This is a genomic window from Paraburkholderia sp. FW306-02-B, from assembly GCF_058782725.1.
On sequence record NZ_JBYSXZ010000002.1, the window covers coordinates 1,506,071 to 1,529,921 of the forward strand.

The 23,851-nt window shown below is 64.7% G+C and carries 18 protein-coding genes; 14 read left to right on the forward strand and 4 right to left on the reverse strand.

What is annotated here, in order from left to right; all coding sequences use genetic code 11:
- Window positions 1-35: 35 nt before the first annotated feature.
- Together AC3WOG_RS27915 and AC3WOG_RS27920 are read left to right on the forward strand one after the other, a co-directional pair.
- Entirely contained in the window at window positions 36-3,563 is a 3,528-nt protein-coding gene (locus AC3WOG_RS27915; RefSeq protein ID WP_492581070.1) for a hypothetical protein, read from the forward strand.
- Between the two features lie 172 nt (window positions 3,564-3,735).
- Window positions 3,736-5,463, forward strand: a complete 1,728-nt coding sequence (locus AC3WOG_RS27920; RefSeq protein ID WP_492581071.1) for an amidohydrolase family protein — start codon at window positions 3,736-3,738, stop codon at window positions 5,461-5,463.
- Window positions 5,464-5,569: 106 nt separating this feature from the next.
- On the opposite strand, the gene AC3WOG_RS27925 is transcribed toward AC3WOG_RS27920, so the two are convergent.
- A complete protein-coding gene (locus AC3WOG_RS27925) occupies window positions 5,570-6,910 on the reverse strand; it encodes a hypothetical protein (protein ID WP_492581072.1) in 1,341 nt (446 codons plus the stop codon).
- A 267-nt stretch (window positions 6,911-7,177) separates the two neighbouring features.
- On the opposite strand from AC3WOG_RS27925, the gene AC3WOG_RS27930 reads away from it, so the two are divergent.
- On the forward strand, window positions 7,178-8,113 hold the full coding sequence (locus AC3WOG_RS27930; RefSeq protein WP_492581073.1) for an SET domain-containing protein: 936 nt from the start codon (window positions 7,178-7,180) through the stop codon (window positions 8,111-8,113).
- A 117-nt stretch (window positions 8,114-8,230) separates the two neighbouring features.
- Here AC3WOG_RS27930 and AC3WOG_RS27935 read toward each other — a convergent pair whose 3' ends face one another.
- Window positions 8,231-8,635, reverse strand: a complete 405-nt coding sequence (locus AC3WOG_RS27935) for a hypothetical protein (RefSeq protein ID WP_492581074.1) — start codon at window positions 8,633-8,635, stop codon at window positions 8,231-8,233.
- 679 nt (window positions 8,636-9,314) lie between these two features.
- On the opposite strand from AC3WOG_RS27935, the gene mqo reads away from it, so the two are divergent.
- The 4 genes from mqo (at window position 9,315) to AC3WOG_RS27955 (ending at window position 13,284) form a co-directional block, all read left to right on the forward strand.
- Complete coding sequence (gene mqo / locus AC3WOG_RS27940) at window positions 9,315-10,961, forward strand: malate dehydrogenase (quinone) (RefSeq protein ID WP_492581075.1); 1,647 nt, start codon at window positions 9,315-9,317, stop codon at window positions 10,959-10,961.
- 421 nt (window positions 10,962-11,382) lie between these two features.
- Window positions 11,383-11,676: a cupin domain-containing protein gene (locus tag AC3WOG_RS27945; protein WP_244306448.1), complete on the forward strand. Its 294-nt coding sequence runs from the start codon at window positions 11,383-11,385 to the stop codon at window positions 11,674-11,676.
- 10 nt (window positions 11,677-11,686) lie between these two features.
- Window positions 11,687-12,112, forward strand: a complete 426-nt coding sequence (locus AC3WOG_RS27950) for a hypothetical protein (RefSeq protein WP_492581076.1) — start codon at window positions 11,687-11,689, stop codon at window positions 12,110-12,112.
- Window positions 12,113-12,930: 818 nt separating this feature from the next.
- Window positions 12,931-13,284 carry a hypothetical protein gene (locus AC3WOG_RS27955; RefSeq protein WP_492581077.1) on the forward strand — a complete coding sequence of 118 codons (354 nt, stop codon included), beginning with the start codon at window positions 12,931-12,933 and terminating at the stop codon, window positions 13,282-13,284.
- On the opposite strand, the gene AC3WOG_RS27960 is transcribed toward AC3WOG_RS27955, so the two are convergent.
- Window positions 13,250-15,529: a hypothetical protein gene (locus AC3WOG_RS27960; protein ID WP_492581078.1), complete on the reverse strand. Its 2,280-nt coding sequence runs from the start codon at window positions 15,527-15,529 to the stop codon at window positions 13,250-13,252. The two genes, AC3WOG_RS27955 and AC3WOG_RS27960, sit on opposite strands and share 35 nt — an antisense overlap.
- A gap of 428 nt (window positions 15,530-15,957) precedes the next feature.
- Between AC3WOG_RS27960 and AC3WOG_RS27965 the strand changes: the two genes are divergently transcribed.
- Window positions 15,958-17,901, forward strand: a complete 1,944-nt coding sequence (locus AC3WOG_RS27965) for an NEL-type E3 ubiquitin ligase domain-containing protein (RefSeq protein ID WP_492581079.1) — start codon at window positions 15,958-15,960, stop codon at window positions 17,899-17,901.
- An 81-nt stretch (window positions 17,902-17,982) separates the two neighbouring features.
- Here AC3WOG_RS27965 and AC3WOG_RS27970 read toward each other — a convergent pair whose 3' ends face one another.
- The gene (locus AC3WOG_RS27970) at window positions 17,983-18,936 is read right to left on the reverse strand and encodes an SAM-dependent methyltransferase (RefSeq protein ID WP_492581080.1); all 954 of its coding nucleotides are present in this window, start codon (window positions 18,934-18,936) and stop codon (window positions 17,983-17,985) included.
- A gap of 231 nt (window positions 18,937-19,167) precedes the next feature.
- On the opposite strand from AC3WOG_RS27970, the gene AC3WOG_RS27975 reads away from it, so the two are divergent.
- The 6 genes from AC3WOG_RS27975 to AC3WOG_RS28000 all read left to right on the forward strand — a co-directional run bounded on the left by AC3WOG_RS27975 (window position 19,168) and on the right by AC3WOG_RS28000 (window position 23,839).
- On the forward strand, window positions 19,168-19,752 hold the full coding sequence (locus tag AC3WOG_RS27975; RefSeq protein ID WP_492581081.1) for a hypothetical protein: 585 nt from the start codon (window positions 19,168-19,170) through the stop codon (window positions 19,750-19,752).
- A 105-nt stretch (window positions 19,753-19,857) separates the two neighbouring features.
- On the forward strand, window positions 19,858-20,451 hold the full coding sequence (locus AC3WOG_RS27980; protein ID WP_492581082.1) for an RNA polymerase sigma factor: 594 nt from the start codon (window positions 19,858-19,860) through the stop codon (window positions 20,449-20,451).
- A complete protein-coding gene (locus AC3WOG_RS27985) occupies window positions 20,448-21,113 on the forward strand; it encodes a hypothetical protein (RefSeq protein ID WP_492581083.1) in 666 nt (221 codons plus the stop codon). Before AC3WOG_RS27980 ends, AC3WOG_RS27985 begins: the two co-directional genes overlap by 4 nt.
- Window positions 21,114-21,327: 214 nt before the next feature.
- Entirely contained in the window at window positions 21,328-21,687 is a 360-nt protein-coding gene (locus tag AC3WOG_RS27990; RefSeq protein ID WP_492581084.1) for a TorF family putative porin, read from the forward strand.
- Between the two features lie 55 nt (window positions 21,688-21,742).
- Complete coding sequence (locus AC3WOG_RS27995; RefSeq protein ID WP_492581085.1) at window positions 21,743-22,015, forward strand: hypothetical protein; 273 nt, start codon at window positions 21,743-21,745, stop codon at window positions 22,013-22,015.
- A 66-nt stretch (window positions 22,016-22,081) separates the two neighbouring features.
- Window positions 22,082-23,839: a S8 family peptidase gene (locus AC3WOG_RS28000; RefSeq protein WP_492581086.1), complete on the forward strand. Its 1,758-nt coding sequence runs from the start codon at window positions 22,082-22,084 to the stop codon at window positions 23,837-23,839.
- Window positions 23,840-23,851 lie beyond the last annotated feature (12 nt).

The following is a 23,851-nucleotide window of genomic DNA, read 5'->3' on the forward strand; positions in this document are numbered from 1 at the left end:
CAGTCCCGATAATCAGTGGCATCGGAGGAGGAAACATGCGGCTTACCAACATGTTGCGGAATGCGACGTCGATGCTGCGGGGAGCGCCACGCTCGTCGACGACAGTTGCTCCGGCCGCGAGTCCCATCGGGTCGACGGGGGCGGGCGTGCAACCGTCGTCGCCGGGCGCGCGGGCGGGCGCCAAGGTGAGCTTCGCGGCTACACGGGAGCGCTTCAAAAGCCTGCTTGGATTGAGCCGTCCGCCGTACGCGACACGCAAGGTGCCGACGGATCGCCGGGCGCTCGTGGAAACCGAGTGGCGCATACCGTTCGTGCGCGCGAACAGGTTCGGCCGCTCTTTTCCGGCAAACGCCGTGCGGATTACGCCGCAGAAACCGGCTCGCCCACTCGATCCGCCCGGCGACTGGGGCGAGGCGAGCAGGGCGGGCCCGGCGCCGGGTACGAGCGCATCAGCCCAGCGGCGCGCGGTGAAGGCGCAGCGCATGCTGGCCAGGACGATCGGCAAGTTCACAGCGAAGCGCGCGGACAAGTCGGCGAACGCCGACGCGGCGCGCGCAAGCCGACGCCCGCGCGAGGCGGCCGAACTCGAGCATTGGCTGAATCATCGGGAAGGGCTGGATAGCTGGGTGCGGGAGTATTTCAGTGCGGCGGGCGGCAACGGTGCGGGGACGGCAAGCGAGGGCAACGTCAACGAGGGCAACGACGTCAACGGGAGCGACGGCGTCAACGAGAACAACAACGCCAACGACGTCATCACCACGCCCAACAGCGCCCCCGTACCAGCCGATCCAGTCGCCACCATGTCCGCATTGCTGGCCCAGGCGGCGCGGTCAACGGACGCCGTCCACGCCGCCACGGGCGACGCCATCGAGCCAGCCGATCCATCCGCAACCGAAGGCACGCACCGCTTCGCGCCTTCGCTGATGCTCGGCTATGCCGTGCTCTCCGCGCTCGGCTCGAACGAACCGGCGCGCGCGGCGGCGGCATTGCAGGCGTTGCCCGAAGTAGTGAGCATCCAGGAGATCGCACAGCGGGCCGCGTCGTTCGACCCGAACGCCGAGGGCGCCTCCGTCACGACGACGCCACATCAGTCACCACTGAATGACAACGCTCTCCCGGTGAGCTACGGGGGCGAAGCGTTCGCCGAGGAAATCACGCCGGAAGACACAGGCGAAACCACGCACGACCACGGCAACGTTCGCACGACAAATGCGGTAGATCCCACTTCGTCTCACGCGCCGGTCAATCAGGCGCACGCGGACGCGTGGCGCATTGCCCGCTCGCTTGCGAACACCCACCTGGGCTTCGACGTACTGAAGAGCCTCACCCACAGCGGCGCATCGGGCACCGACAATGCGACCGCGCTCGCGGTGCTGCAAGCGTGGCATGCGTTGCCCGAGCCGCCCGCCGATCTCGATGCGGCGCTCGCCGCCGCGTACGCCTCGGTCGACGACAAAGGCAACCTCGCGCCACGCGTGCTGCGTGCGCTGTCGGGTTCGAGCACGCCGCGCGATGCCGCGGCGCTGTTCGCGTGGCGCCAAGCGTTTCGCAGCGACGCGCCAGGCAGTCCGCTGAAGCAGGCGCAAACGCGGCTGAACCGTTTCGTGACGCGCGGGATGTTGCGGCTCGACAAGGCCAACTGGTTTTTCCAGCGCATGTGGGGCATGAAGAAGTCCGCGTTGCGCAGCATGATGCTCGGCACGTCGAGCGCGGCGCTCGCCTCGTACACGAAAGAGGCGGCCCGTTACGCCGGCGCGCTCAAGGCGGCCAGCGCGACCCTGGCCGCCTCGCTGCGCAACCCGCGTCTCGCGATCGGCGCGCCGGACGGTCCCGAGGCGCGCGCGCGCGAAGCCGCGGCGGCGGCGCTGGAGGCGATTGCCGCGCGGCCCGCGGCGCACATCGGCGATCTCGAACTGGACGAAGCAACCAGGGCCGCGCTGGAAAATCGCGAGCCGGTGCCGAGCGTCGCGCAACGCGACGACGCGCCCTTGCTGCTCGACCTCGGCGCGTTGCGCGACTGCGCGAAGCGCTTTCAGGTCCATCGATGGCAAGACGTGAAAACCGCGTTCGCGCAAGCGGAGAAGGTCGGCGAGGCCAAGGCGCTCAAGCCCGAGCGATTGGGCCGCGAGGAAGTCAGAACCGTGCTGCGTCAGTTGATCAACGATCTGCAGCAATCGACCCAGGTCGCCTTCGCGGACGGTGCGCGCTACGGCTTCAGCACGCGCGGTCTTTCGGTGTCGGCCACCAAGGGGCTGCATCACCACTTGCCGTTCGGAGGCGAACTCACGCTTGGGCATTACCGCGGCCGCCGCGCCCTCGTGACCCTGCAGCGCAATAACGTCGGCTTCGATATCTTCATCGGCACGGAACACAGCAAGCGCTCGCAGCTCAAGGTGGGCGCCCGCATCGGCTACGCCAGGCGTCTCGACTGGCTCTGCGGCTTGCGCCTGGGCGGCTCGCTGCGCATCGCGCCGGTCGATCGCGAGTTGCGCGAGCCGCGCGGCGTGATGATCCGCGTCGCCCGCGAGCGTCTGACCGACGAGAACCTCGACTGGGTCGCGATGAAGTATGACGATCCGCGCACCACCGAAACCGTGCTCGACATGGTCGACTTCCTGTTCGAGGAAGCGCGCGAACCGGTGCGCGAGAAGGGCGCCGAAACCTCGCTGTTCGAGCGTCTTGCGGCGCGCATCGGTGAGCGCACCGATATTTCGATCGGCTGGCAGGACGGTAAGACAAAGGCATCGCGCCAGGGCATTCAGGCAACGGGGGGTGCTTCGGTGGCTGGTCCGCAGTCGAAGGCACGCGGCACCTTCGGGCTCGACGGCACGGTGACCGTGGACCTGAACAGCCGTAACGACACGGCCGTCAACGAGGCAACCGGTTCGCTCCGCTACGACCGCCGCACCGTGACCTCGAGCGTGCGCGTCTCCGCACAGGGCACGGCCGGCGTCGGCCCCGCCTGGCACAAGGGCGACCTGACGGGCGGGCTGCCGGGCGCGTCGCCGCTCGGAGTCGGCGGCGCGCTGCCGGAGCGGCTCGTTGCCGCGCGCGTGATGCTGCCGGAGCGCGAAGGGCGGCTCCTCAATCGCGGCTGCTACGCGGATCAGCAGTTCGCGTCGTTTAACGCCTTCGCCGCGGCGGTCAACAGCTCGCGCGAAGAATGGATCGAGATGTACCGGAACAACCACAACTGCGACTATCCGACGGCAGTCGTCAAGCTGAACGCCGACCTCGCGATGCTGCAGAGCCATCAGCGCTCCAATCACACGTTCCTCGTGCGGCGCCGCCTGAAGCCGGAACACGCGCGGCGCGGCGACGTCTATCGCGCGCTCGAACGCATGCATGACGCCGCCGCGCAAACCGCGGGCGGCAAGGGCGAGGACTGGTCGCGTCCGCTCGACGCTATGTTGCGCGAGCGCGCGTCGTGGCTGCCGGAGCGGATCGCGGTCAACGAAGTGGCGGGACGTGTGCACAGCACACCGGGCGTGATTACGCCGATCGGTGGCGTCGCTTCCGCAAGCGTGCTCGCGCAGCGTGAACTGCTGCGCTCGAAAGCGTGAGGTGTAGAAGGGCCGGATATCGATGAGTCTGCACAGGTTTCGTCGATGTTGCGTCGGCGTTTCGTCGGGTTTCGTTAGGGGATGCCATGTTTCGCTGCAACCGCGAAGGAGGGCGCCGGGTGGCGCCTAGGATGCTTTCGCGCGCCACCCTGAAACTCTCTTGGAGAAAGACATGACTCGCATCAATTCGGCTCACACGTCAGCGACCGATCACACCTCGGAGGCCGGCTCGTCCGGCACCGGCGAATCCGCCGCGCGCCGCGGCGGCACTTCGCGCAAGCGCGGCGCAACGTCGCTAGGCGGCACGGGGAGCCCGCAGCCGTCGGCGCCCAAACGCGCCGCAACCGGCAGTGGCGAGAGCGCCAATCCGCCGGTGCGGGCCGGCGCGGACAAGCTGCTGCGCGCTCACACCCGCTTTTTCGACGACAACAGCGTGTCGGTGCGAGGCTTCGACGTGTCTCCCTCAAGGCCTGGCGCAGCGGGGCAGAAGCGCGCGGTTTCGCAGGCTCTGCGCGGCACGCCTGAACTGTCCGCCATGCTGACCGCCACCGTCGACACCATGGCGCAGCACCCGCTGGAGAATGCGCACGCGAGCCGCAACGCCACCGGCGACTGGATGTCCGATTCGCACTTCCACCCGACGAATTACGTGCAGCAGGGCATGGTGCCGCGCGAGATGTTGAAGATGATGGACGAGGTTGGCATCCACCGCACCGTGATGTCGCCGATTCCGACCGACGTGATGCCGTGCGGCAGCCATGACGAGCACACTCACGCGCCGAACCACAACAACATTCCCGCCGAGTCGTACTACGTGCAGCAGAAGTACACCAACATCCAGCCGCATGAGTTGACGCAGGATGTCGAGAAGGAAATCACGCAAGGCGCGCACTTGATGCTGAACCAGCAGGTGGATGCCGACACCGCGTTGTTCATGCAGATCGCGCAGCTCTCTCATGCCGAGCGCGATCGCCTGGATCCGATGGTGACCGGCCTGCACCTGGGTTCGCCGCTGAGTCCGCAAGCGCTGCTCCTGAAGCTCGCGACGCACCCGGGCATGTTTACCGGCGTGGGCGAAGTGACGATCCACAAGGAACTGGTGCAGCAGCAATACGAGGGATCGCGCCAGGCGAATCTCACCAACAATGTGCAGTCATTCAAGCATCTGGTGGCGACGGCCGGCGTGATCGGTATGCCGGTGGTGCTGCATTGCGACGTCGATTCGACGGAGAACCAGCGGGCCAACGGCATCGGCCAGCCGCAGTATCTGAACGACCTCAAGAAGCTTTTTGCGTCGCCGGAGACCAGCAAGACCACGCTGATCTGGGCGCATTGCGGAGGTATCGGACGCTTCGTGCGCAAGCCGATCGACCACGCAAACAATCTGCGCACGATCCTCTCCGATCCGAAGATGAGCCACATCCACATCGACATTTCGTGGTCGCGCGTGGCGCGTCAGATCGTCATGAAGACGCAGCCCGACGGCACCGAGGTGCCGGATCACGAATCCGTGCATGCGTGGGCGGCGCTCATCAATGAGTTTCCGGACCGTTTCCTGTTCGGCTCGGACGCGCTCAATCCGCAGGTGAAGGACACCTGGGCGGAAACCGGCAACATGTATAAGCCGCTGCTCGACAAACTGACGCCGGAAGCGCGCGTCGCGGTGAAGACGGGCAACTACGATCGCGTGATCACGGAGGCGCGTCCGAAGGTGCGTGCTTTCGAACAGCACGTGTTGACCCGGGATTTCGTGGAAAAGGGCTTGCGTTCGTCGGGCGACGGTCGGGTCAATGACGGTCCGCACATCAACCCGGATGCCTTGCGCGCCGCGCGTGACGAAGCATATGCGAACGCAGGTGTCGATCTCACCGGGCGCCCGCTGGACGCCGCGGTGCACTGAGCATTGTCTGGCTGCCGGCGCTCGCGTCGGCCAACGTGTGTGGAAAAAGCGCCCGAGGCGCTTTTTCTCGTCCTGATATCTGCAACGATGAATGAAGCGGCGAGATTCAGCCTGCAGTCCTTCGCGGCGGCGCTTGCTCCGGCCCGCGAGCGGCGAGCGTCTCCAGTGCGCTCCGATAGGCCGCCTGCAGTTCGAGGAGCGCCACCTTGCCGTGGGCAGTCGTCGGGTTCAGCAGTCGTTTCTTGAGGTTGTAGCGTTGCATCACGAGCTCAAGTGTCGCGTGCTCCTGCGGCACACCGAGGACCGTGTGCCACGGGCGCACCGGGCTCGCACTGCCGGGGTGATCGGAGACCTGCGCCGGTTGGCCCTGAGCCGCCGCTCCGCTTGCGGCGTAAGCCGCATGATAGCCATGCGCGGCGGGCCCGTAGTGATACGCGGGCGGCGTGTGCCAAGGGGCCGACGACGGCCAGACAGGCGGCGGCATCGCGTTCATGCGGCCGCTGTGCGTCGACACGAAGAACGGCCGCGACGCGCTCGGATAGAGGCCGAAGCTTAGCGTGCGAAAGCGTCCGTTGAAATGGAAACCGATGTGCATCTGTTTGCCGACGGGACCGTCGCCGGAGCCGTATGTGAAGCCGAACCGGCTGTTCGCGCCGACTACCCGGCTGTGATAGGACGGCATGCTCCAGCTTGGCTGCGGTTGCCAGTGCTGCGGTTGCGTGTAGGCCGCGTATCCGTGAGGCGAAAACGCGGATGCCGTTGCGGGATGCGTATGCTGGGCCGTCCAGTTCCAGTTCGAATAATAGGGCGCGTGGTAGGGTGCCGCCCATGGTTGCATGTGCGGCGCGTACGCATGGGACGGGAAAGACGCATAGCTCGGTCCCGGATGCGGAACGAAATACGGGACCGCATACGGATGGGCGGGGGCGCCGTGGCCGCTCTGCGGCTCATGTGAGCCGGTGGTGGTTTGCTCGGGCGCGGCATGCGTGGTTGCCGTGGTCTCCGGTCTTGTCGCGCTCGTCTCGCTTGCGATGCCGGTCGCGTTCGGCGGATTGCTTGCGCTGCCGGCCGCCGACGCCGTTGCCGGGGTCTCCACCGCTGTGTCCCTCTGCGGTGGAACCGCCGGCCGCTCCTGCACATCACGCGCGTGCGTGACGCTGAAGCACGCGGCGGGCGGTGTTTCCTGATCCTCCTGAAAGCGGCGCGAAAAGGCGGCGACGCGATCGGTGATGTCGCTGTGCGACAGCGTGCGCCGCAACGTGCGCGGCGCGGGCGCACCCGGGGTTCGCCTCTGCAACGAAGACGCGCTTCCCGGCCCTTCCTGCAAGCCGGCGCTCAAGGCGCGCGAAGGCCGATTGCCTCGCCCGGCGGCGTGGTCCCGTGCCGGCTGGGCGTCCGGTCTATCGACGGTGGAAATGCTGGGCGAGGAAGTGATTCGATCGGGCATCGGATGCTCCTTGTGCCGCGGATGCGCACATTCGCGATGTGATGAGCGGCCGGTCTGCGGCTCGCGCGGATATCGGAGCGTAGACCCGCGCGGCCCGCGCGCCAGGCGCGCGCGGCGACACCATGGCGCCGCAAACGAAGCGCCGCGCTGACTTCGCTGCCGGCGCACCGGTTTCGCCGTCGTCCCGCGCGAACGAGGGCGGTCCTGGCTAACGTCGCGCTATCCATAGACATGCGATTCCAGCCGGATACGGCAAAGCGAGGCCCCATGACAGTAACGATCCAACCGCGCGCGCAAGCGCTTGTCGACACGATTCGCGAGCGCATTGCGGAGGCGGGGCGCATGCCGGGACTGGTGGCGCGGCACGAAGCCATCTTCGATATCGTGCCCGCGATGAAGGCGCAAATCGACGAGTTGCTGGCCGACGACGCGCTCGCCGCGGACCAGGCCATGCAGTCGCTGCGCGAAGCCTTCGAAGCGTTCAAACACGATCATGCGATTCCGCGTCTGCCGTACTCGCCGCAAATAGACGCCCGCTATCCGTATCGCGACGAGTTGTCGAATCCCGTTTACATCGTCGCGTTGCGCTCGAAGCAGGCGCCGAATGCGACGGCGGACTCGCATCTCGCCGCGGTGCAGCGCTATATCGATCCGGGTCTGCCTGACCGCGCGCGCGCCGATGCCTATGCAAACGCCATGTACTGCCGCACGATCGGCCCCGCTGACCTGCGCGATGCGCGCGAGCACACGCTCATTGGCGAGCGCGGCGCGTTCGCGGCGCGGGCGATCCGCGCGGGCGAATGTCTCGGCGTCTATGGCGGCCGGCTCATGAGCGCGGCGATGTTTTTTTCCTGCGTGGAGGAATCGTTCGTGCTGAGCGCGAATTCGGACAATGCCGTCGCTTTTATCGATGGCGAGAACATCCTGGCGATGGCGAACACGTCCCTCGCGTACGACGCCGAAGGCGCGCCGGTTGCCCAGGCCGATGACGACGGCTACAACATGGAGGCGCTGACGTTCGATGCGTCGTCACGCTGCGGCCGGCACTTCTCGATCCGCGCGTTCTTCGCCCGACGCGAGATCGAACCGGGCGCCGAACTGAGGTGGAACTATCGCTATTCGCCGGAAATCGTCGAGCACGTGTTTGGTGGTGCGCGCCGGCAAGCGCAGCAGGCGTGCGCGAACGAGTTCTGTTCGGGCTGAGCGGCGCGGGCATGCGCGTTCGTCAATGGACGTGTTGCTGTTGCTCGCCGCACCCCAATCCGGCGCCTGGGACGATATGAGCGCACGCGCCGAAGGCTGCGTGCGGGAAATGATGCGTCAATTGGAACAGTCGCGCTTCGCCGACTGATCAGCGAGTGCTTCCTTGATGGCGACGCACAGGCGGAAGGCGACGATTTGCGCGTTGCCGCCGGCCCGCTCGACGGCGTCGGTCTGCTCGAGTTCGAGCGCGTGTTCGTATTCCCGCAACGCGGCGATGTCGTCGCCCGATCTTCCGAGGCATTGCGCCGTGCCGGTCAGCCGGCGAGCGATCGTCAGCGCGTCCGCATAGCGGCGTTCGGACAGACACAGGTCGAGTTGCGCGCAGTAGTCGCGAATCTGCCCGAAGTGCTTTTCGAGCAACGCGACAAACTGTTCCGGCGGACAAGTGAGTACGAGCCGGGGCACATCGCCGTCGACGTCGCGCGGGTCGCCTGCACGGGTCGAGCGCTTCAGAGATTTCATGGATCGAAGGGTATTCAGGGATTCATCATAGTTGACAGGCTGCGGATCGCAGTCGGTGAGACCCGCGGCAATCGACGTAACGATACATCGATTGGCGGAGCCGCGCAGCACGCGTGAAGCATGAACGTTCGCATCGAGGGCCAGATTTTCGGCCTCTGGCGCTCTTTCGACGGCGTTGGCGACCTAGCATCACGACACCGTACGTGACAGGCGAGGAATTGATGAAGGCGACAAACGTTCGAGGGACCATACGGCAAACTGAAGTCTTGCCATGCGCCGACAAGACGTCTCCCGTACCTGCTATGTCGGCGCGAACGGCGTGATCCGCGCGTTGCAAAGCCTTGTGACGGCTTTCTCAAAGCCGGGCCCGCCAGCCCCACACACGCCGCACCGGTCGACGCAATCACCGCAGAATGCCGAGGCTCATCGCAGCGGCGATATTGCGGCCGCCATCAAGCGCATGCGTGGTGGCGAAGCGACCAGCAAACCGTCACCCGTGCACCTGAGCAGTACCACCGGCTGCAGGCAGGTGCCAGCCGATCATGTCGCAACGCCGTCGCATTCCTGATCGGGGCGCCGACTGGGCGAGTTGTTGCACGGAGAACGGCCATGAGGCCATGAGGCGTCCAATTCGAAACCTCGACAAAGATTTTGTGCATATTGAGAAGGATTGTTCACAGTGGTTAAGACGACAAGAGCGCTATTGTTGGGGTTGGTTCTTTCGGTGAGCGCGTTCTCCGCGCAGGCTGGCGAGACGAAAAAGGTCGACGTCCTGCTGGTGGGCGGCGGCATCATGAGTTCGACGCTGGGCGTATGGCTCCATGAGCTCCAGCCTGACTGGTCGATGATGATGATCGAGCGTCTGGACGGCGTGGCCAAGGAAAGCTCGAATGGCTGGAACAATGCCGGCACCGGGCATTCCGCGTTGGCCGAGCTCAACTACACGCCCGAGAAGCCGGACGGCACGATCGACATTTCGAAGGCCGTCGAAATCAACGAGGCCTTTCAGGTGTCGCGCCAGTTCTGGGCCTGGCAGGTCAGGAACGATGTGCTCAAGAATCCGCGATCGTTCATCAATTCGACTCCGCACATGAGCTTCGTCTGGGGTGACGACAATGTCCGTTTCCTCAAGAAACGCTACGACGCGCTGCAGGCGAGCCCGTTGTTCCGCGGCATGAAGTACTCGGACGACTTCGACCAGATCAGGCAGTGGGTTCCACTGATGATGGAGGGACGCGATCCGAAGCAGAAGGTCGCGGCGACCTGGTCCCCGGTGGGCACCGACATGAACTTCGGCGAGATTACGCGCCAGTTCGTCGGCTACCTGCAGAGCCAGCCCAATTTCAATCTCTCGCTCTCCAGCGAAGTACGGAGCATCAAGCGCAATGCTGACGGCACGTGGCGGGTGTCCTACGTGAAGACCCAGACCGGTGATTCTGAGCAGGACGTCGACGCGAAGTTCGTGTTCATTGGCGCAGGCGGCGGCGCGCTACACCTGCTGCAGGCATCGGGCATCCCGGAAGCCAGGGACTATGGTGCGTTTCCGGTCGGCGGTTCCTTCCTGGTGACGGAAAATCCGGAGATCGTGAGCCGGCATCTGGCCAAGGCTTACGGCAAGGCTTCCGTCGGTTCGCCGCCGATGTCGGTGCCGCACCTGGACACGCGCATCATCGACGGCAAGAAAATCATTCTGTTCGGACCGTTCGCGACATTCTCGACCAAATTCCTGAAGACCGGGTCGTACCTCGATCTCCTGAGCAGCACCAATGTGCATAACGTCGTGCCGATGGTGCATGTGGGCATCGACGAGTTTCCGTTGGTCGAATACCTGGCCGGTCAGCTGATGTTGTCGGATGACGATCGCTTCAATGCCCTGAAGGAATACTTCCCGCAGGCGAAGAAGGAAGACTGGCGCCTGTGGCAAGCCGGTCAGCGTGTCCAGATCATCAAGCGCGACGGTGCGAAGGGCGGCGTCCTCAAGCTCGGTACGGAAATCGTGAGCTCGCAGGATGGCAGTATCGCCGGTCTGCTGGGTGCGTCGCCGGGTGCCTCGACCGCTGCGCCGATCATGCTCAGCCTGCTCGAGAAGGTGTTCAAGGACAAGGTCGCGACACCGGCATGGCAGGAAAAGATCCGGCAGATCGTGCCGAGCTACGGAACAAGGCTCAACGACAGCCCGGCCAGGGTCTATCAGGAATGGACCTATACCAGCGACGTGCTGCAGCTGACGCCGCCGCCGCAGATCGACCTCACCGTCGCGCCGTGTTCGACCGCGGGAGCGGGTGCGCCCCGGCCGAACAAGGCTGCGGCTGACATGGCGCTATAAGCACCATGGGCCCTCTCAAGCGTCCTGCCGCAGTACGGAAGGTGAGGCGTTTGCGATAGCTGAACCGATCGGGATAGGTATGTCCCGATCCGCATTGGAACGAAGGCACACGAAGGGAACGGCGCGCGAGCCGCAGCATCCCCGTCGTGTTTCATCGCGAGTATCACAGCCAGAGAGGAACATCATGAAACGGATAATGAAGGCGAACTCAATGAACCTACCGAAAGGCAGGCGCGGTCTGCTTCGCGCCTTGGGTGTCGGGGCTGTCGCCGTGACTGCGGGTGCGAGCATTTTGGGGGCTCGTAGTGCTGTCGCTGGGACCACGGCAGCAGGCACTTCGGTGGATGCTGGGGTACGGGCGTTCAAGCTATACACTGGGCCCGATAATGCATCGCATGTGCTTGAAGGCACGATAGACCAAATGGATCGCACTGATGTAGTCGCCATCCATTTTAAGGAAACGCCCGCGCACGCCTCGTACGGTTGGCACACTGCCCCGGAGTCGCAATACGTGATTACGCTGTCGGGAACGCTTGAATTCACTACCCGTGAGGGCGAGACATTCGTGGTGCGACCCGGAGATGTCCTGCTCGCCGAGGACAATATCGGCATCGGCCACAAATGGCGCCTGATCGACGATCAGCCGTGGAGGCGTGCATATGTAGTGCTGAAGCCGGGCGCCAGGGATTCCTTCGTGGCGAAGAAGGGTGGTTGAGAACTTTTCCATGAAGAACCTGGCAATTGCTTTAGTGGACCGTCCTGGTACCCTCGCCGAAATGGCCGACGCTCTTGACAGAGCAGGTGTGCGCATTGAAGGTGGCGGCGTGTTCGTTGTTGACGGATGTGGCGTGGGACATTTCCTTGTTAAAGATGTATCCAGTGTCCGTCGTGCGCTTCTCGCTGCAAACATACAAGTATTGTCCGAACGAGATGTGCTCATCCCGAGACTCAATCAATCCGTAGCAGGACAGTTCGGCCACTTTATGCGCAGAATGACCGACGCTGGTATCAATATCGAAGTCCTGTACACCGATCGACACAGCCAGGTCGTCATCGTAGTTGATGATATCGAGGCATCACTTGCAGTCAACAGGGCATGGGATATCGAACAGGACATGCTGTGGAGTCTGTTCAATGACGGACTCCACTAGACGGGCTGGACCTGGGCAACATAGTGAAGACGAGTCGATAAATCAAGCGGGGCCAATGATCGTGCAGCGAGTGGAGGCCCTGCGGAAACGGTACAATGCCGCTTGTTCAACCCATCAACGACGCCCAACCGTCGCCAGGCCGAGGCAGCGCACAAACCAGCGGGGCGGCCTCTCGGCACCTGGAATGCGGTGACGAATTGCCTGACCACGGGATTCGTGCATTCGCGGCGCCTTACCGCGTGTGCGCGCCCAGAGGCCGATCATTGGCTCGCGACCGTAGCCGTCGCGAGCGGCATCGGCATCGTGTTGCCCTCAAACGCGACCTTGGCCGCATCCCATAACCTTTCCGATAGCCGGTTGATTAGTTCCCCCGTAGTACTAATAAAACGTGTCACACAACGCCCCTTGCTCGTCGTGCGTGTTCGCCGAGCGCGAAGCATCGTTGATGAATTGCGGCGCTCGCACTCGGGTTGCTGCGCGGCCACGCCGTTTTGATGACCTCGCCGCAGCACGGGAGGCTGTGCACGTCGACCTGACCCGAGCCAACGGTGAATATGTATCCACCTTCCGCAAGTGCGTGCGAGGCGTTTGCGTATCGGCGTGGGAGCACCCACCTCTCTGTCAATACCGATGAGAGCAAAGACCAATCTTGGAGCCGCCTCATCCGATCTCGCCCGTACGGCAGCATGTTGGCTGCGCCCCTTGCAAAAGATCATCGACGAAGCAGCCATCGACACAGCGATACAGTATGAGCAGCGCAAAATATCTGGCGTTGACCCGGTAGTCCCGATGCTGCGCATATGCGGCGGCTACTCTATATGCTCTTCGGCCTCGCGCTGTGCTGCCTATTGCACGGCGGTGGCCGCACGGATGGCATCCGCGAAGCGCTGCAACGGCCACGGCGAACCGCATACGCGCTGGCATGTCTCGCGGCCGATTTGTCCATCGAACGGGACCTGCATGTCAGCTTTCTTCGCGATTTGGATAATATCCACCGTCATTCCCTTCCCGTTTGTGCGGGTTGGGCCGTGGCGCGTTCAGGCATCGGCGGCCTCCGCGACATATTCGTGAACCTGACGGCGTTGCCCATGGGCGTCGTGCCGGGATATTTGCCATATCTGATGCGCGTCGCGCGCTTCAATACGGCGATATCCACGGATGCAAATGGCTGATACGCGCGCCCTGGCCGCGTATCCATTCGAGCGCGTACTGGCTCGTGCCAGTACGCGATTCCTCGACACCGCGCGCACTGTTGCGCACGCCGTGGCCTATGGTCCGGCCATGATGGCAGAGCGCGTCGATGCGCCCGCGCGGATAGCCTTGCGCAATGCGCTCGAATGCGTCGCGGTCTTGCGCAACGAGCGCCGACTGAGGCTGTTCGATCTCATGACGCGCGACTTCGGCAATCACGCGCAGCACATCGGCACGCGAAACGAAGGTGCCCGTGCGCATCACCTTGCTCATTCGCGTGCGCATCTGTTCCGGGGTCTGCCCGACGTGCACCTTGACCACGCGTTCCAGCGCGCCGCGCGAGATCACTTGCAAAAGCGCGGGCTCGCGCGTGACTTTGTCCCACAGTTGGCGAAGGCGGTTTTCGAGCTGTTCGCCCTGGTTGCCGCGCGCCGCGCGCTCGCGCATCTGCGTTTTGCTTCCTTCGCGCAGATGCTTCAGTGTCTGGCGATGCACCGACAGTTGTTGCCCGACATCCTCGACTTCGTCGGATACGGTCATGTGACGCGCGCTGAGCTTCGCGTAGTGCTCGAACTCTTTCTTGTGCTGCTCCGCGTATTGAAGTATTTCGCCTTGCAGACGTCCAATGCGAATTTCCAGTTGGTCGATATCGCTATGGCTTGCGCCTGTTCCGGCCGAAACGGACTTACCTGTTTTCGCTTTCGGCATGCCCTCGCGCGTGAGCCTGGTGCGCTCGGCGTTCACTTCGGCAATCCTGTCCTTGTAGTAGGCGTCGAGTTTCGGCGCCACATGTTGACCCAGTGCTTCGATGTCGTCGATGTCGATGAGCTTCGCGAACTGTTTCTCCACCGCCTCGATCATGGCCTGAAACGCCGCGCGATTTGCGGTGAGCGCGGTGGTCACGGTCTCGACCTGCCCGGCCGCGCGCGCGATGTCCGGACCTATCAGGCGCACCTCGCCGAAGGTCACGCCGGACGATTGACGTTGCACGGCGGCCTGCAGGTTGTGCTGCGCGTTCCTGAACACCCGCAGCACCTCGCGCGTGGCAATTTGCGCGGGCGTCACACCGAGCCAGCGGCGAAACCCATTCATGTGGTCCATTGTTTTGCCTTGCCGCCGCGCAACCGTCGACACACGCAAGCTGCGGGCGAAGTCCTCCACCAGCAAGCGCTCGACGACGGGGTACAACGGCTTGAGCCGGGGATGCAACACGAGCGCCATGAACGCCTGCAATGCGTCTTCCGGTTTGACTTGCGGTTCTGCGGCACCGCTTTGCACAATGCGATCGAGCGCAGTGTCGAAAGATTCCTGAAACTGACGCTCGGGATCCGGCGGACGGCGCGACGGCCGGCCTTGCGCGGGCTGCAGGCCGTGCAGCCATTCGGTGACCTTGTCCGCGAGTTCGGGACTCACGTGGTCGATCATTTCGAAGGTGCCGACGTCTCCCAAAGCGCGCAGCGTATCGCGGCTCGCCACGGCTTGCACTTCGCGCGCCGCGTTGCTGCGGCTGCTCTTTAGCAGATGGACCTGCTGCCCCAATGCGGCGATACGTTGCTCGTGCGCGGCGCGCAGTTCGGCGCGGCTCGTGCCGGCTTGCGGCGGACGTGCCGCGATGCTTGCGACGGGCGCGTCGGCCGTACGGGCTTCATGCAATTGTTCGAGGCGGCTCGACTTTTCTTCGAGCGACGCATTCAGCTTTTCGACAACCGCACGCGCGCGTTCGCACTGTTTGCCGAGCGTGTCGACGCTGCGCTGTGCGATCTCGTTGCGCGCTTCGAGCCGCGCAATGGCCTGCTGAACTTCGGCTTGCGACATTGGCGGGGCATCGGGCGCGTCGGGCGCATCGGACTGTGCGGGTGCCTTCAGCGCGAGTAACCGGGTCTCGATCTCGCGGATTTCATCGGCGAATGCGAGTATCGCATCGATATCGCGCTGCCTCGCCCCGAGCACGATGGCACGGCTCGTGGGTTCGGACCGTTGCTGCGTGACGGGCGTCGCTTCGATCGAAGACGATGACGACGCGCCTTCAGCCGCCGGCGGACGCGCCGGCAAGCCGGCGATGAGCGGATTCGCGCCGGCACGCAACCGGCGTCCCTGTTGCGCGGGCTGCTGTGCGCCGCTTTGCGCGCCGCTTGTTGTTCCAGTTGCTCCGGTTGCTCCGGTCGTTGCGGCGTCATGCTCCGGCACGTCGTGAGGTCGTTGCGGGGATCGAATCGGCTGAACCATATGCATCCTTTCGTCGGGCGGTGGCTCACCGATGCCGCCGCGCGAAACCAGAGGATTCCGCGACGCATGAGCCTGTGACGAGCCGATTGTGGCCGCCGACAATCCGCAAGCAACCAAGATACGGCGAATAGGCGGCGACGACGGCGAAACAGCGCGGCTGTGTAACCCAACAGTCGCTCGCTGCGAAACAAGCCTGCCGTTCAGGCTTCATTGAACCGGTTCGCTGATGGAATACGGATTTCGCTGACTCTCGATCGTGTGCCGCGCGGCGCTTGCGAAACTTGGCGCGTATTCAGGAGACGTCGCTTTCGCGATCCGCCTGCAAGTCCATGCGCGCGCAGCGTCACTCGCGTTGCGCGTTTGTGCCGTGGTGCGTTGTCGACCGCTTGCATCGCTGACCGGCACGCCAAACCGATCTCAGGACAGCCATGAAACGTGTCGATAGCCCCTCCGCGCCCTTCACGAGTGCCGCAGCCGACGCTGCGGAGCACGATCAATCGGGATCGACGTCGTCTGGCGCGCCGTCACGTAGACGTTCACCGCTGCGCAGCCGCGCTGCGGGACTGTTTGCGGCGCTGACGCCGTCGTCCATGCGCGCACAGCGGCATCAGCAGCAACCCCGGCAGCGTCCCCAGTTGCACGGCAACCTGCCGGCTTCGCTGCATCGACCGGGTGGCGCAGGCGCCGATGCCCGCACAGCCGCCACATCAACGGGTGCACCAAGGCCCGCGACGGCAGCGGGCAGTTCGACGGCTCCCACGATGCCGGAACCAGTGGACCTCGCGGCCGAGTACGGCCTGTCGCGCCCGCCGATACCTGGAATCATCTTCGCCGTGAGCGATGCCCGACCGGACTATCCCGCACCGGTTCCGGGACGCCCATTGACATCCGATGAACGGAACGTGATGTCGAATTGGGCGAGCCGGATCGACAGAACCTTGCCTCGTAGCGCCAAGGCCGCATTCCACCACGACGTGGCGGCGCTCGGCCAGGAGATGTCCGGCGATGGCGCGCTCCTCAAGACCTGCATCGACCACATGCGCGAAGGTCTGACCGAATGCGCGGACCGCGCACTGCTGATGTGGCAGCAGGTGCAGACCGCCCGTCAGGCGCATCATGCGAGCCGGGGCGCATACGATGCAGGCCAATTGTTTTTGCTCGGCCGCGGCATGTACCGGCTCGGCCAGGTGGACGCCTACGCGCTCACGTCCGCAAGCGGGCGAGGGTATGGACACGACGAAGGCGTCGAAGTCGTCTTGCGCGCTCGCGAAACGTTACGCGAAACCCTCGAACTGCCGATTCCGCACACGGACGGCGCATCGACGCACGATGCCGGTGTCGTGATCGAAGGACTCTCGGACGACGCGTTGAAAGCAGCGTGCTCGCGGATCATCAGAGGCGAATTGCGCGACGGCGGCAAGGCGCTAGCCGAGTTCCTCGCTAGCTGGACGCCGCTCGTCACGCATCTCACGGCGACCACGCCCGAACTGGCCGATTTGCATAAGTCGATCAATCAATACCGCGATGGATTGATCGATAGCATCGAGGCGCACTGTCACGATCCAGCGTCGCAGGCGGCCGCCGGCAAGGCGCCGCTGACGAGCGCGCAATACGGCGCGCGGCTCACGCAGGGCGGTGCGCAGGTCGGCGAGTTGCGCGATGCCGCGAATCTTGCCGCCGTGCGTGGCGCATATTTCCCGGTTGAGCCAGGAGCGCTCGAATCGCAATGGCAGGGCGTCACCGCGATGCGCACGCGGACAGCGGCGAGACCTTTCGTTCAAGGCTTGCGCGATGCGGCGAGCCAAGGCACGTTCAAGGCCGGCTGGGTGCATCCGACATATCGCTGGAATCATCTGCATATCGCGGCGGCCGCGGGCGATGCGCAATTGACTCGCGCGCTGATCGAGCACGGCGTGCCAGCGGATCAGGCGGACACCTCCGGGCTCGCGCCACTGCACGTCGCGGCCGCGAGTGCGAGCGCCGGTTCCGTTGCGGCCTTGATCGCTGTGCGGGCCGATGCGAATGCGCCCGACCGCGCGGGGTATCGTCCGTTGCATTGGGCCGCGCGCTCGGGCGACCGGCGCACTGTTGAAGCAATGCTGCCGTCGGTGACGGAAATCGACGCCGTGCATCCCGACACGGGCACGACGGCGTTGCATCTTGCCGCGACGCTCGGCAAGCTCGACGTGGTTCGTGCGTTGCTCGCGGGCGGGGCGAATCCGTTGCTGAAAACAGCGGACGGATCGACCGTGCGCGATGCGCTGAAGCACTCGCAAGCCGCCCGTCGCGCGCCGGAATACAAGCTCACTTACGAAGCATTGAAAGCGGCTGAACGCGTGACGCTCGCCGCTGCGTCCAGCCACGCGCGGTAGGTGTCGATTTCAGGAAGCGGTCGTGCCGGGCAGCATATCCGCCACGCGGCACGACTCACGTTGCGCTGAACGCGCGCCGTATCATAGCGGCTTGCGCGCGACCACAGTCGGGAACATGCGCGCGCGGTCGTCGATGAATTCGATATCCACGAAACCGGCTTCGCGAAGTTGGCTATCGGTTTGCGCATGAGTGCGGAACGCGCTCCATTGCGCTTCGATGATGCGCACGAAGAGCAGATGCTGAAGCGCAAGCACTTCACGGTCGATCTGCGCCATGTCCCACGGCGACTCCGGCGACAGCGTGGGCGGTGGCGTCAGGAAACTCGTGACGAGCTTTCCGCCCGGCTTGAGCGCATCGAAAAACGAGCGATACAGCGCGACGACACGGCCGTCGTCGGGCTCGTAGATGTTCAGGCCGTTGCTCGTCAATACGTCGAAGCCGCGATGGACGCCCAACGACCATGCGTCCTTGCGATGCAGCGATACGCGCGCGGCGAGGTCTCGTTCACCGGCGAGCGCGGCCGCGTGATCCAGCGCGGCCTGATCCAGATCTACGCCGACGAGTTCGATGTCTTCCAGCCCCGTGTAGTCGAGCAGCAGCAATTCGCCCATCACGCCGCACGGAACCGATGCGAGCAGCATCCCCGGCGCGAGCAGTGCCTGCAGCGTACGACGGAAAATGCCGAAGCGTTCGCGCGTCGCGAGCACCGCCGGCAGCGTGTCGAAAATCCGCGATTCCAGCGCGGTCATCGCGGCGGGCGTAGCCGCGCCGGCTTGATACGTGACCAGCCGATGCGTCCAGTAAGCATTCAAACCCCGATGCTCGAGCAGGAACCTGCCGAGCGCGAAGCCGGACAACTCGTTCGCGAGCGCGATCTGTTGCTCGACGGTGGCGCCGGGTATGTCTCCCGCGCCGCGCAATCTCTCGACGATGGTCCGCAGCCGGTCTTCATACCCGCTCTTCGCGTTGCCGCCGTGAGAAATCAATCGGTCATCGGCGTTGGCTTCAATTGCGGTTTGATCTGCTTTCGTCATTACCGGTCCTCTAGAGCGATGTTCGATGTGCGGCATGCCGTGGTGTCGTTGGCTGCCATCGGGGCTTCGCACTGTATCGCAGTTCCGCGGACCTCGCCGCGCGAAAAGATGGCAATCGGCGGATCGACGCCGACACTTCGGTAACGGAGAAAGGACTTCGCTGTCCCACGCCGGGCGGCTCGCATTTTTGCGTAAGGTATGCGCCACCCGATCGGAGCTGAAGAAGTCACCATGTCCAAAGTATCGGCGGAAAGCGGCGTTCAGGCGCTTGCTGAGCTCGCATTGTCAACAATCGGCGATGCAGACGTCGCACGAATGCCCGCGCATTCCAGGGCGAAGCTGGCTCCCGGCTTCGCAGCATTGAAGTCGACGGCCGCGCACTGCAGGCAACGCCCGATGGACCGCCCCAAGCTGATGCGTACGCCGCAAACGCGCGAGCGGCTGCATCGCCTGCGTCACGAACTGGGCAGGATCAGCCCGCCGCCGTCGACTATTGAAGAGGCGCGCGCCGAAATCATCCAGGCCATGGCGCGCGCGGATCTTGGCGCTTGGCGCATGCCGGAACTCACCGGCGACTCGGCGCTTCACCATGCGGACGGCTCGGTGCAAATCGTTCTCATTGCGCATGTGATCGTTTTCAACAACACCGGCGCCTTTCAGATTGTCGACACCCACCCGCCCGGTGCGCCGTATTTCGAAATGCGCGGACGCGAAGGCGCGGCTTTCGTGCCGCCTTGCGATATGCATGCGCAAGGTGATAGCAAGGCAGGGCCGCCGCGAGCGCCAGCGAGCCCCCGGCATCCACGGCGCGCTTGAGCTTTCGCTGCGGCCCAGAATTATTTTGCATCGCTCGCAACTTTTCGCGCCGGCGGCGACACTCACGGTCATCCACACAATCTGGCAGATTGCGAACGCAGCGACATGTCATCGAAACCGATCGTCTCAAGCAACGTCTGTCCTTCCGCGCGCAGCGTCGACGCGGAAGATGCCGCGCTGCTGCAGCGCACCGCGGCGGCGGACAGGTCCGCGCTGGCCGCGCTTTATCGCGGGTATCATCGGCGGCTGGTCCGTTTTCTCGGCCGCTTCACGCGGCGCTATGACGTGATCGAGGAAGTCATCAACGACACCTTCATGATCGTCTGGCAGAAGGCTGGCGAATTTCGCGGCCAATCACGCGTGTCGACGTGGATCATGGGCATTGCATACCGCGTCACGTTGAAGGCGCTGCGCCAGGGCTGCTTGCCGGCCGAACAGCAGCATGACTTCGACGGGTCGTCCACGGAGCCGTTCGCCGAACAGGAAATGACCGACTGGGTGACCAAGGGCTTGACCAGGCTCCCCCCGGAGCAGCGTATCGTGATGGAGCTGGCCTACGTGATGGGCCATTCGGTCGATGAGATTGCGGAGATAACCGAAAGCCCTGTCAGTACCGTGAAGGCCAGGATGTTTCGTGCGCGGGTCAAGCTGCGCAATCTGCTGCCGGCGCTCGCCGGCCTTGATGGGAGCGTTCGATGAGCAATACAACCGAGAGCGAACTCGCTCATCTGCACGTATGGGAACTGTTGCCGTGGATCGTCAACGGTCGGGCGTCCGACGCCGAACGGAAGCTGGCCGACGCGCACGTGCGCGATTGCGAACGATGCCAGGCGGAACTCGCGTCGCAGCGCAAGTTGTGCGCGGCGATGGCCGCGCGCGAGGACGCCGGTCCTGACGTCGAGCGCGGTCTCGATCATCTGTGGGAGCGTTTCGACGAAGAGGCGCAGCCGGCCGTTCGCACAGGCACGTCGTCGTCGGCACCCTGGCGCGGCCGCATGACGGCGATCGCTTGCGGTCTCGCGGCCATCGTGCTGCTGGAGACGGGCGCGCTGGCGACGCTCGGCTTCAGCCGCGGCGCCGATAGCGCGCCGGCGAACTATCGCACGCTGTCTGAGGCCAATGCGGGTGCCGCGCGCGCGACAATCCGGCTCGTCGCCGATCCGGCGATGCCGGTTGGCCGGCTGCAGGCGCTGCTCGTGCCGCTGCATCTGCAGATCGTCGGCGGCCCGAGCGAAAACGGCGTCTATTCGCTCGCGCCGGTTGCCGGGCCTGGCGACGTGGCGAAGCAGCTCACGGTCTTGCGCGGCGAGCCCGGCGTGCGCTTCGCGGAGCCGGTCGGCGAGGGCGCTGGCGGCCCCTGACAATTCCTTGTCAGTTTTTCTCGCGTTCAGCTTTATCGGGTAAGATCGGCTCACCCTTGCCGCGCGCCCATGATTTGCCGGATGGCTTGTATAACGCCATTGCTTTTCCGTCCCGCCCGGATTACTGAACGACAAGATGGCGTCGAGGTTTCGTTCGATCGTGCTTTGCGGCAGCGTGGCGCGCCCGTCAGCGCGTCCAGTTCGATGGTATGCATTGTCCTCGCTGCTTGCCGCGCTGTTCCCGCTGTCCCTTTCGGCGCCGCGGCCCGCGCTCGCTGCGAGCGAGGAGTGGCAGTTCGAGGCCGGCATCGCCGCCGACAAGGTCACGCGCGGCATGGACATCAGCTACCATCAGCCGTCGGTGAACGTTGCGGCGAGCTGGTATCCGGGCAACGGCTTCTTTGCGGGCGCGTCGGCGTCGTCCATCAGATGGGGCGACCCCATGACCTCGGGCGCTGAGTTCGTCGTCAACGCGGGCTACGGCTGGCGCGTGGCCAACGACTGGACCGCGCAGGCTACCAGTTCACTCGTGTGCCGTCGGCAGTGCGCTTCAATTACGACGAACTGGTGTTGACGGCAGGCTGGCGCGACTCGGTGTTCGCGTCGGTCGCTGTCGCCGAATACGGACTTTGTTGGTCGGTCGCCGAGCGCGTGCGATCTCCTACGATCTGGTCGGCCGCCTGCCGCTCATTCACGGCTGGACGGCCACGGCGGGCATCGGCTATTACGATCTGCAATCGGTCCTCGGCATCGGTTATGTGTACGGCAATGTCGGGCTGACCTGGCAGTACCTTTCGTGGCAATTCGCCCTTTCCTATATCGCGAAAAACAGCGAAGCGAAGACGACCCTCGGCCCAGGCGCATCGAACCTGTGGATTGCCGATGCAGTCTGGCATTTCTGAGTTGCACGGTAACTTTTCGGGCGGCGACGCGCACCTTCGGCTGTCCACATTCTGAGTCAGATTGCCATGAAGCCCATGCAGCGCCGCCATCTCAACGCGTTCGCCGATCCCGTCTCGGCGGGGTGCGGCAACGCCCGCGCGGCCGGGCTGGACCGGCTTGCGCGCTGGCTGCTGCAAGGGCTCGTGATATGCGCGGCGCTGGCGATGTCCGGCTGCGCGCTCGTCCCCGCCACGCCCGATCCGGCCGTCGCCACCCAGCAGATGAAAGCGCGCCCCGAGCGGATGATCGTGCTGGCTGTCGCCAATCCGCCGGAAACGCTGATGTTGCGCGCGGGTACGACGGCGGGCGGCTACGGCGCGGCCGGCGGCTATTCGCCGGGCGGCAGCGCGCGGGCTCAGGTCGCCGCGCTCGCGCGGCAATACGGCTTGCACGAGGTGTCGGCGTGGCCGATCCCGTCGCTGAAGGTGCATTGCGCGATGCTGGAAATCGCCGACGGCGCGCGGCGCGATGAAGTGCTCGCGCGGCTCGCTGCCGATCCTCGCGTGCGTCTCGCGCAGCCGTTGCAGACCTTCAATCTGCTCGGCGAGCCGCATAGCAGCGGCTATACCGACTTGCAGCAGGGTTTTCGCGAGATCGGCGCGGACGCCGCGCAAAAGGTCACACGCGGCGATTCGGTGCGCGTCGCGGTGATCGACACCGGCGTCGACACCACCCACCCCGATCTGCACGGCCGCATTGCCGGGACCCGCAATTTCGTCGACGAGGACTGGCAGCAATTCAATCGCGACCAGCACGGCACCGCGGTCGCGGGCGTCATCGCGGCGGATCGCGCCGGCGGCCCGGACGGCAGCGCCGGCATCGAAGGCGTCGCGCCGCACGCGAAAGTGATCGCGGTCAAGGCCTGCTGGCAAGCGGACAATCGCAGCGGGCCTTCGCGGTGCAATTCGTTCACACTCGCCGAAGCGATCCAGTCGGCGCTCGAGGCGCACGCACAGATCATCAATCTGAGTCTGGGCGGGCCGGCGGACCCGCTGCTGAGTCAACTGATCGAACTGTCGGTGAAAAAAGGTGTGATCGTGGTCGGGGCCGTGCTGCCGGACGGCGACCTCAAGGCGTTTCCGGTCGGCGTGACGGGTGTGATCGCCGTCGATTCGGCTCGCGCTGCGGCCAGCGCGCCTGCCGATGCCGGCTCGAACGTGCTGTATGCGCCGGGCCGTGACATCCTGACGCTCACGCCGGGCGGACATTACGACTTCGTGTCGGGCTCGTCGTTCGCGGCAGCGAACGTGACAGGCACCATTGCGTTGCTGCTCGGGTTGCAGCCGAATCTCGACGCGCATTCGATCGAGGTGCTGCTCGACCAGACAAGCGGCCCGAGCCGGCAGCACGGCCGCGTCATCAATGCGTGCCGCGCGATTACCGCGCTTCATCACCCGTGCGTTGACACGACGTTCTCACCGGCGGCGTTTGTTCTGTCGCTTTTCGCGTCGCTCGCTACGCCACTTTTCGGTGGTGGACGAACCGGTTCGCCCGCCGGCCACGCTGGGCGTTATCCAGGGCGCATGCTCTTATCAGGCAATTTCACCAGTCAAGTGAGCGGCCTTCCGTCCGATGTCCGGTTCGACGCAGCGACAGGTGATGGCTCTTCCTTGCCCGCCGAATTTTCCAGTGGAGCCACGTCATGCGTACACAGCGCACAGCCAGCACCCTTGCAACCGATCTCGCCGATTCTCACGCGCCCCGGCGTGCCGGTGGCGATGCGAGCCGGTCACGGTCGAAGTCGCGCTTCTCCGGTTCGGCGAGCGCAATCCTGTCGCAGCTGAGGTCGATTGGCG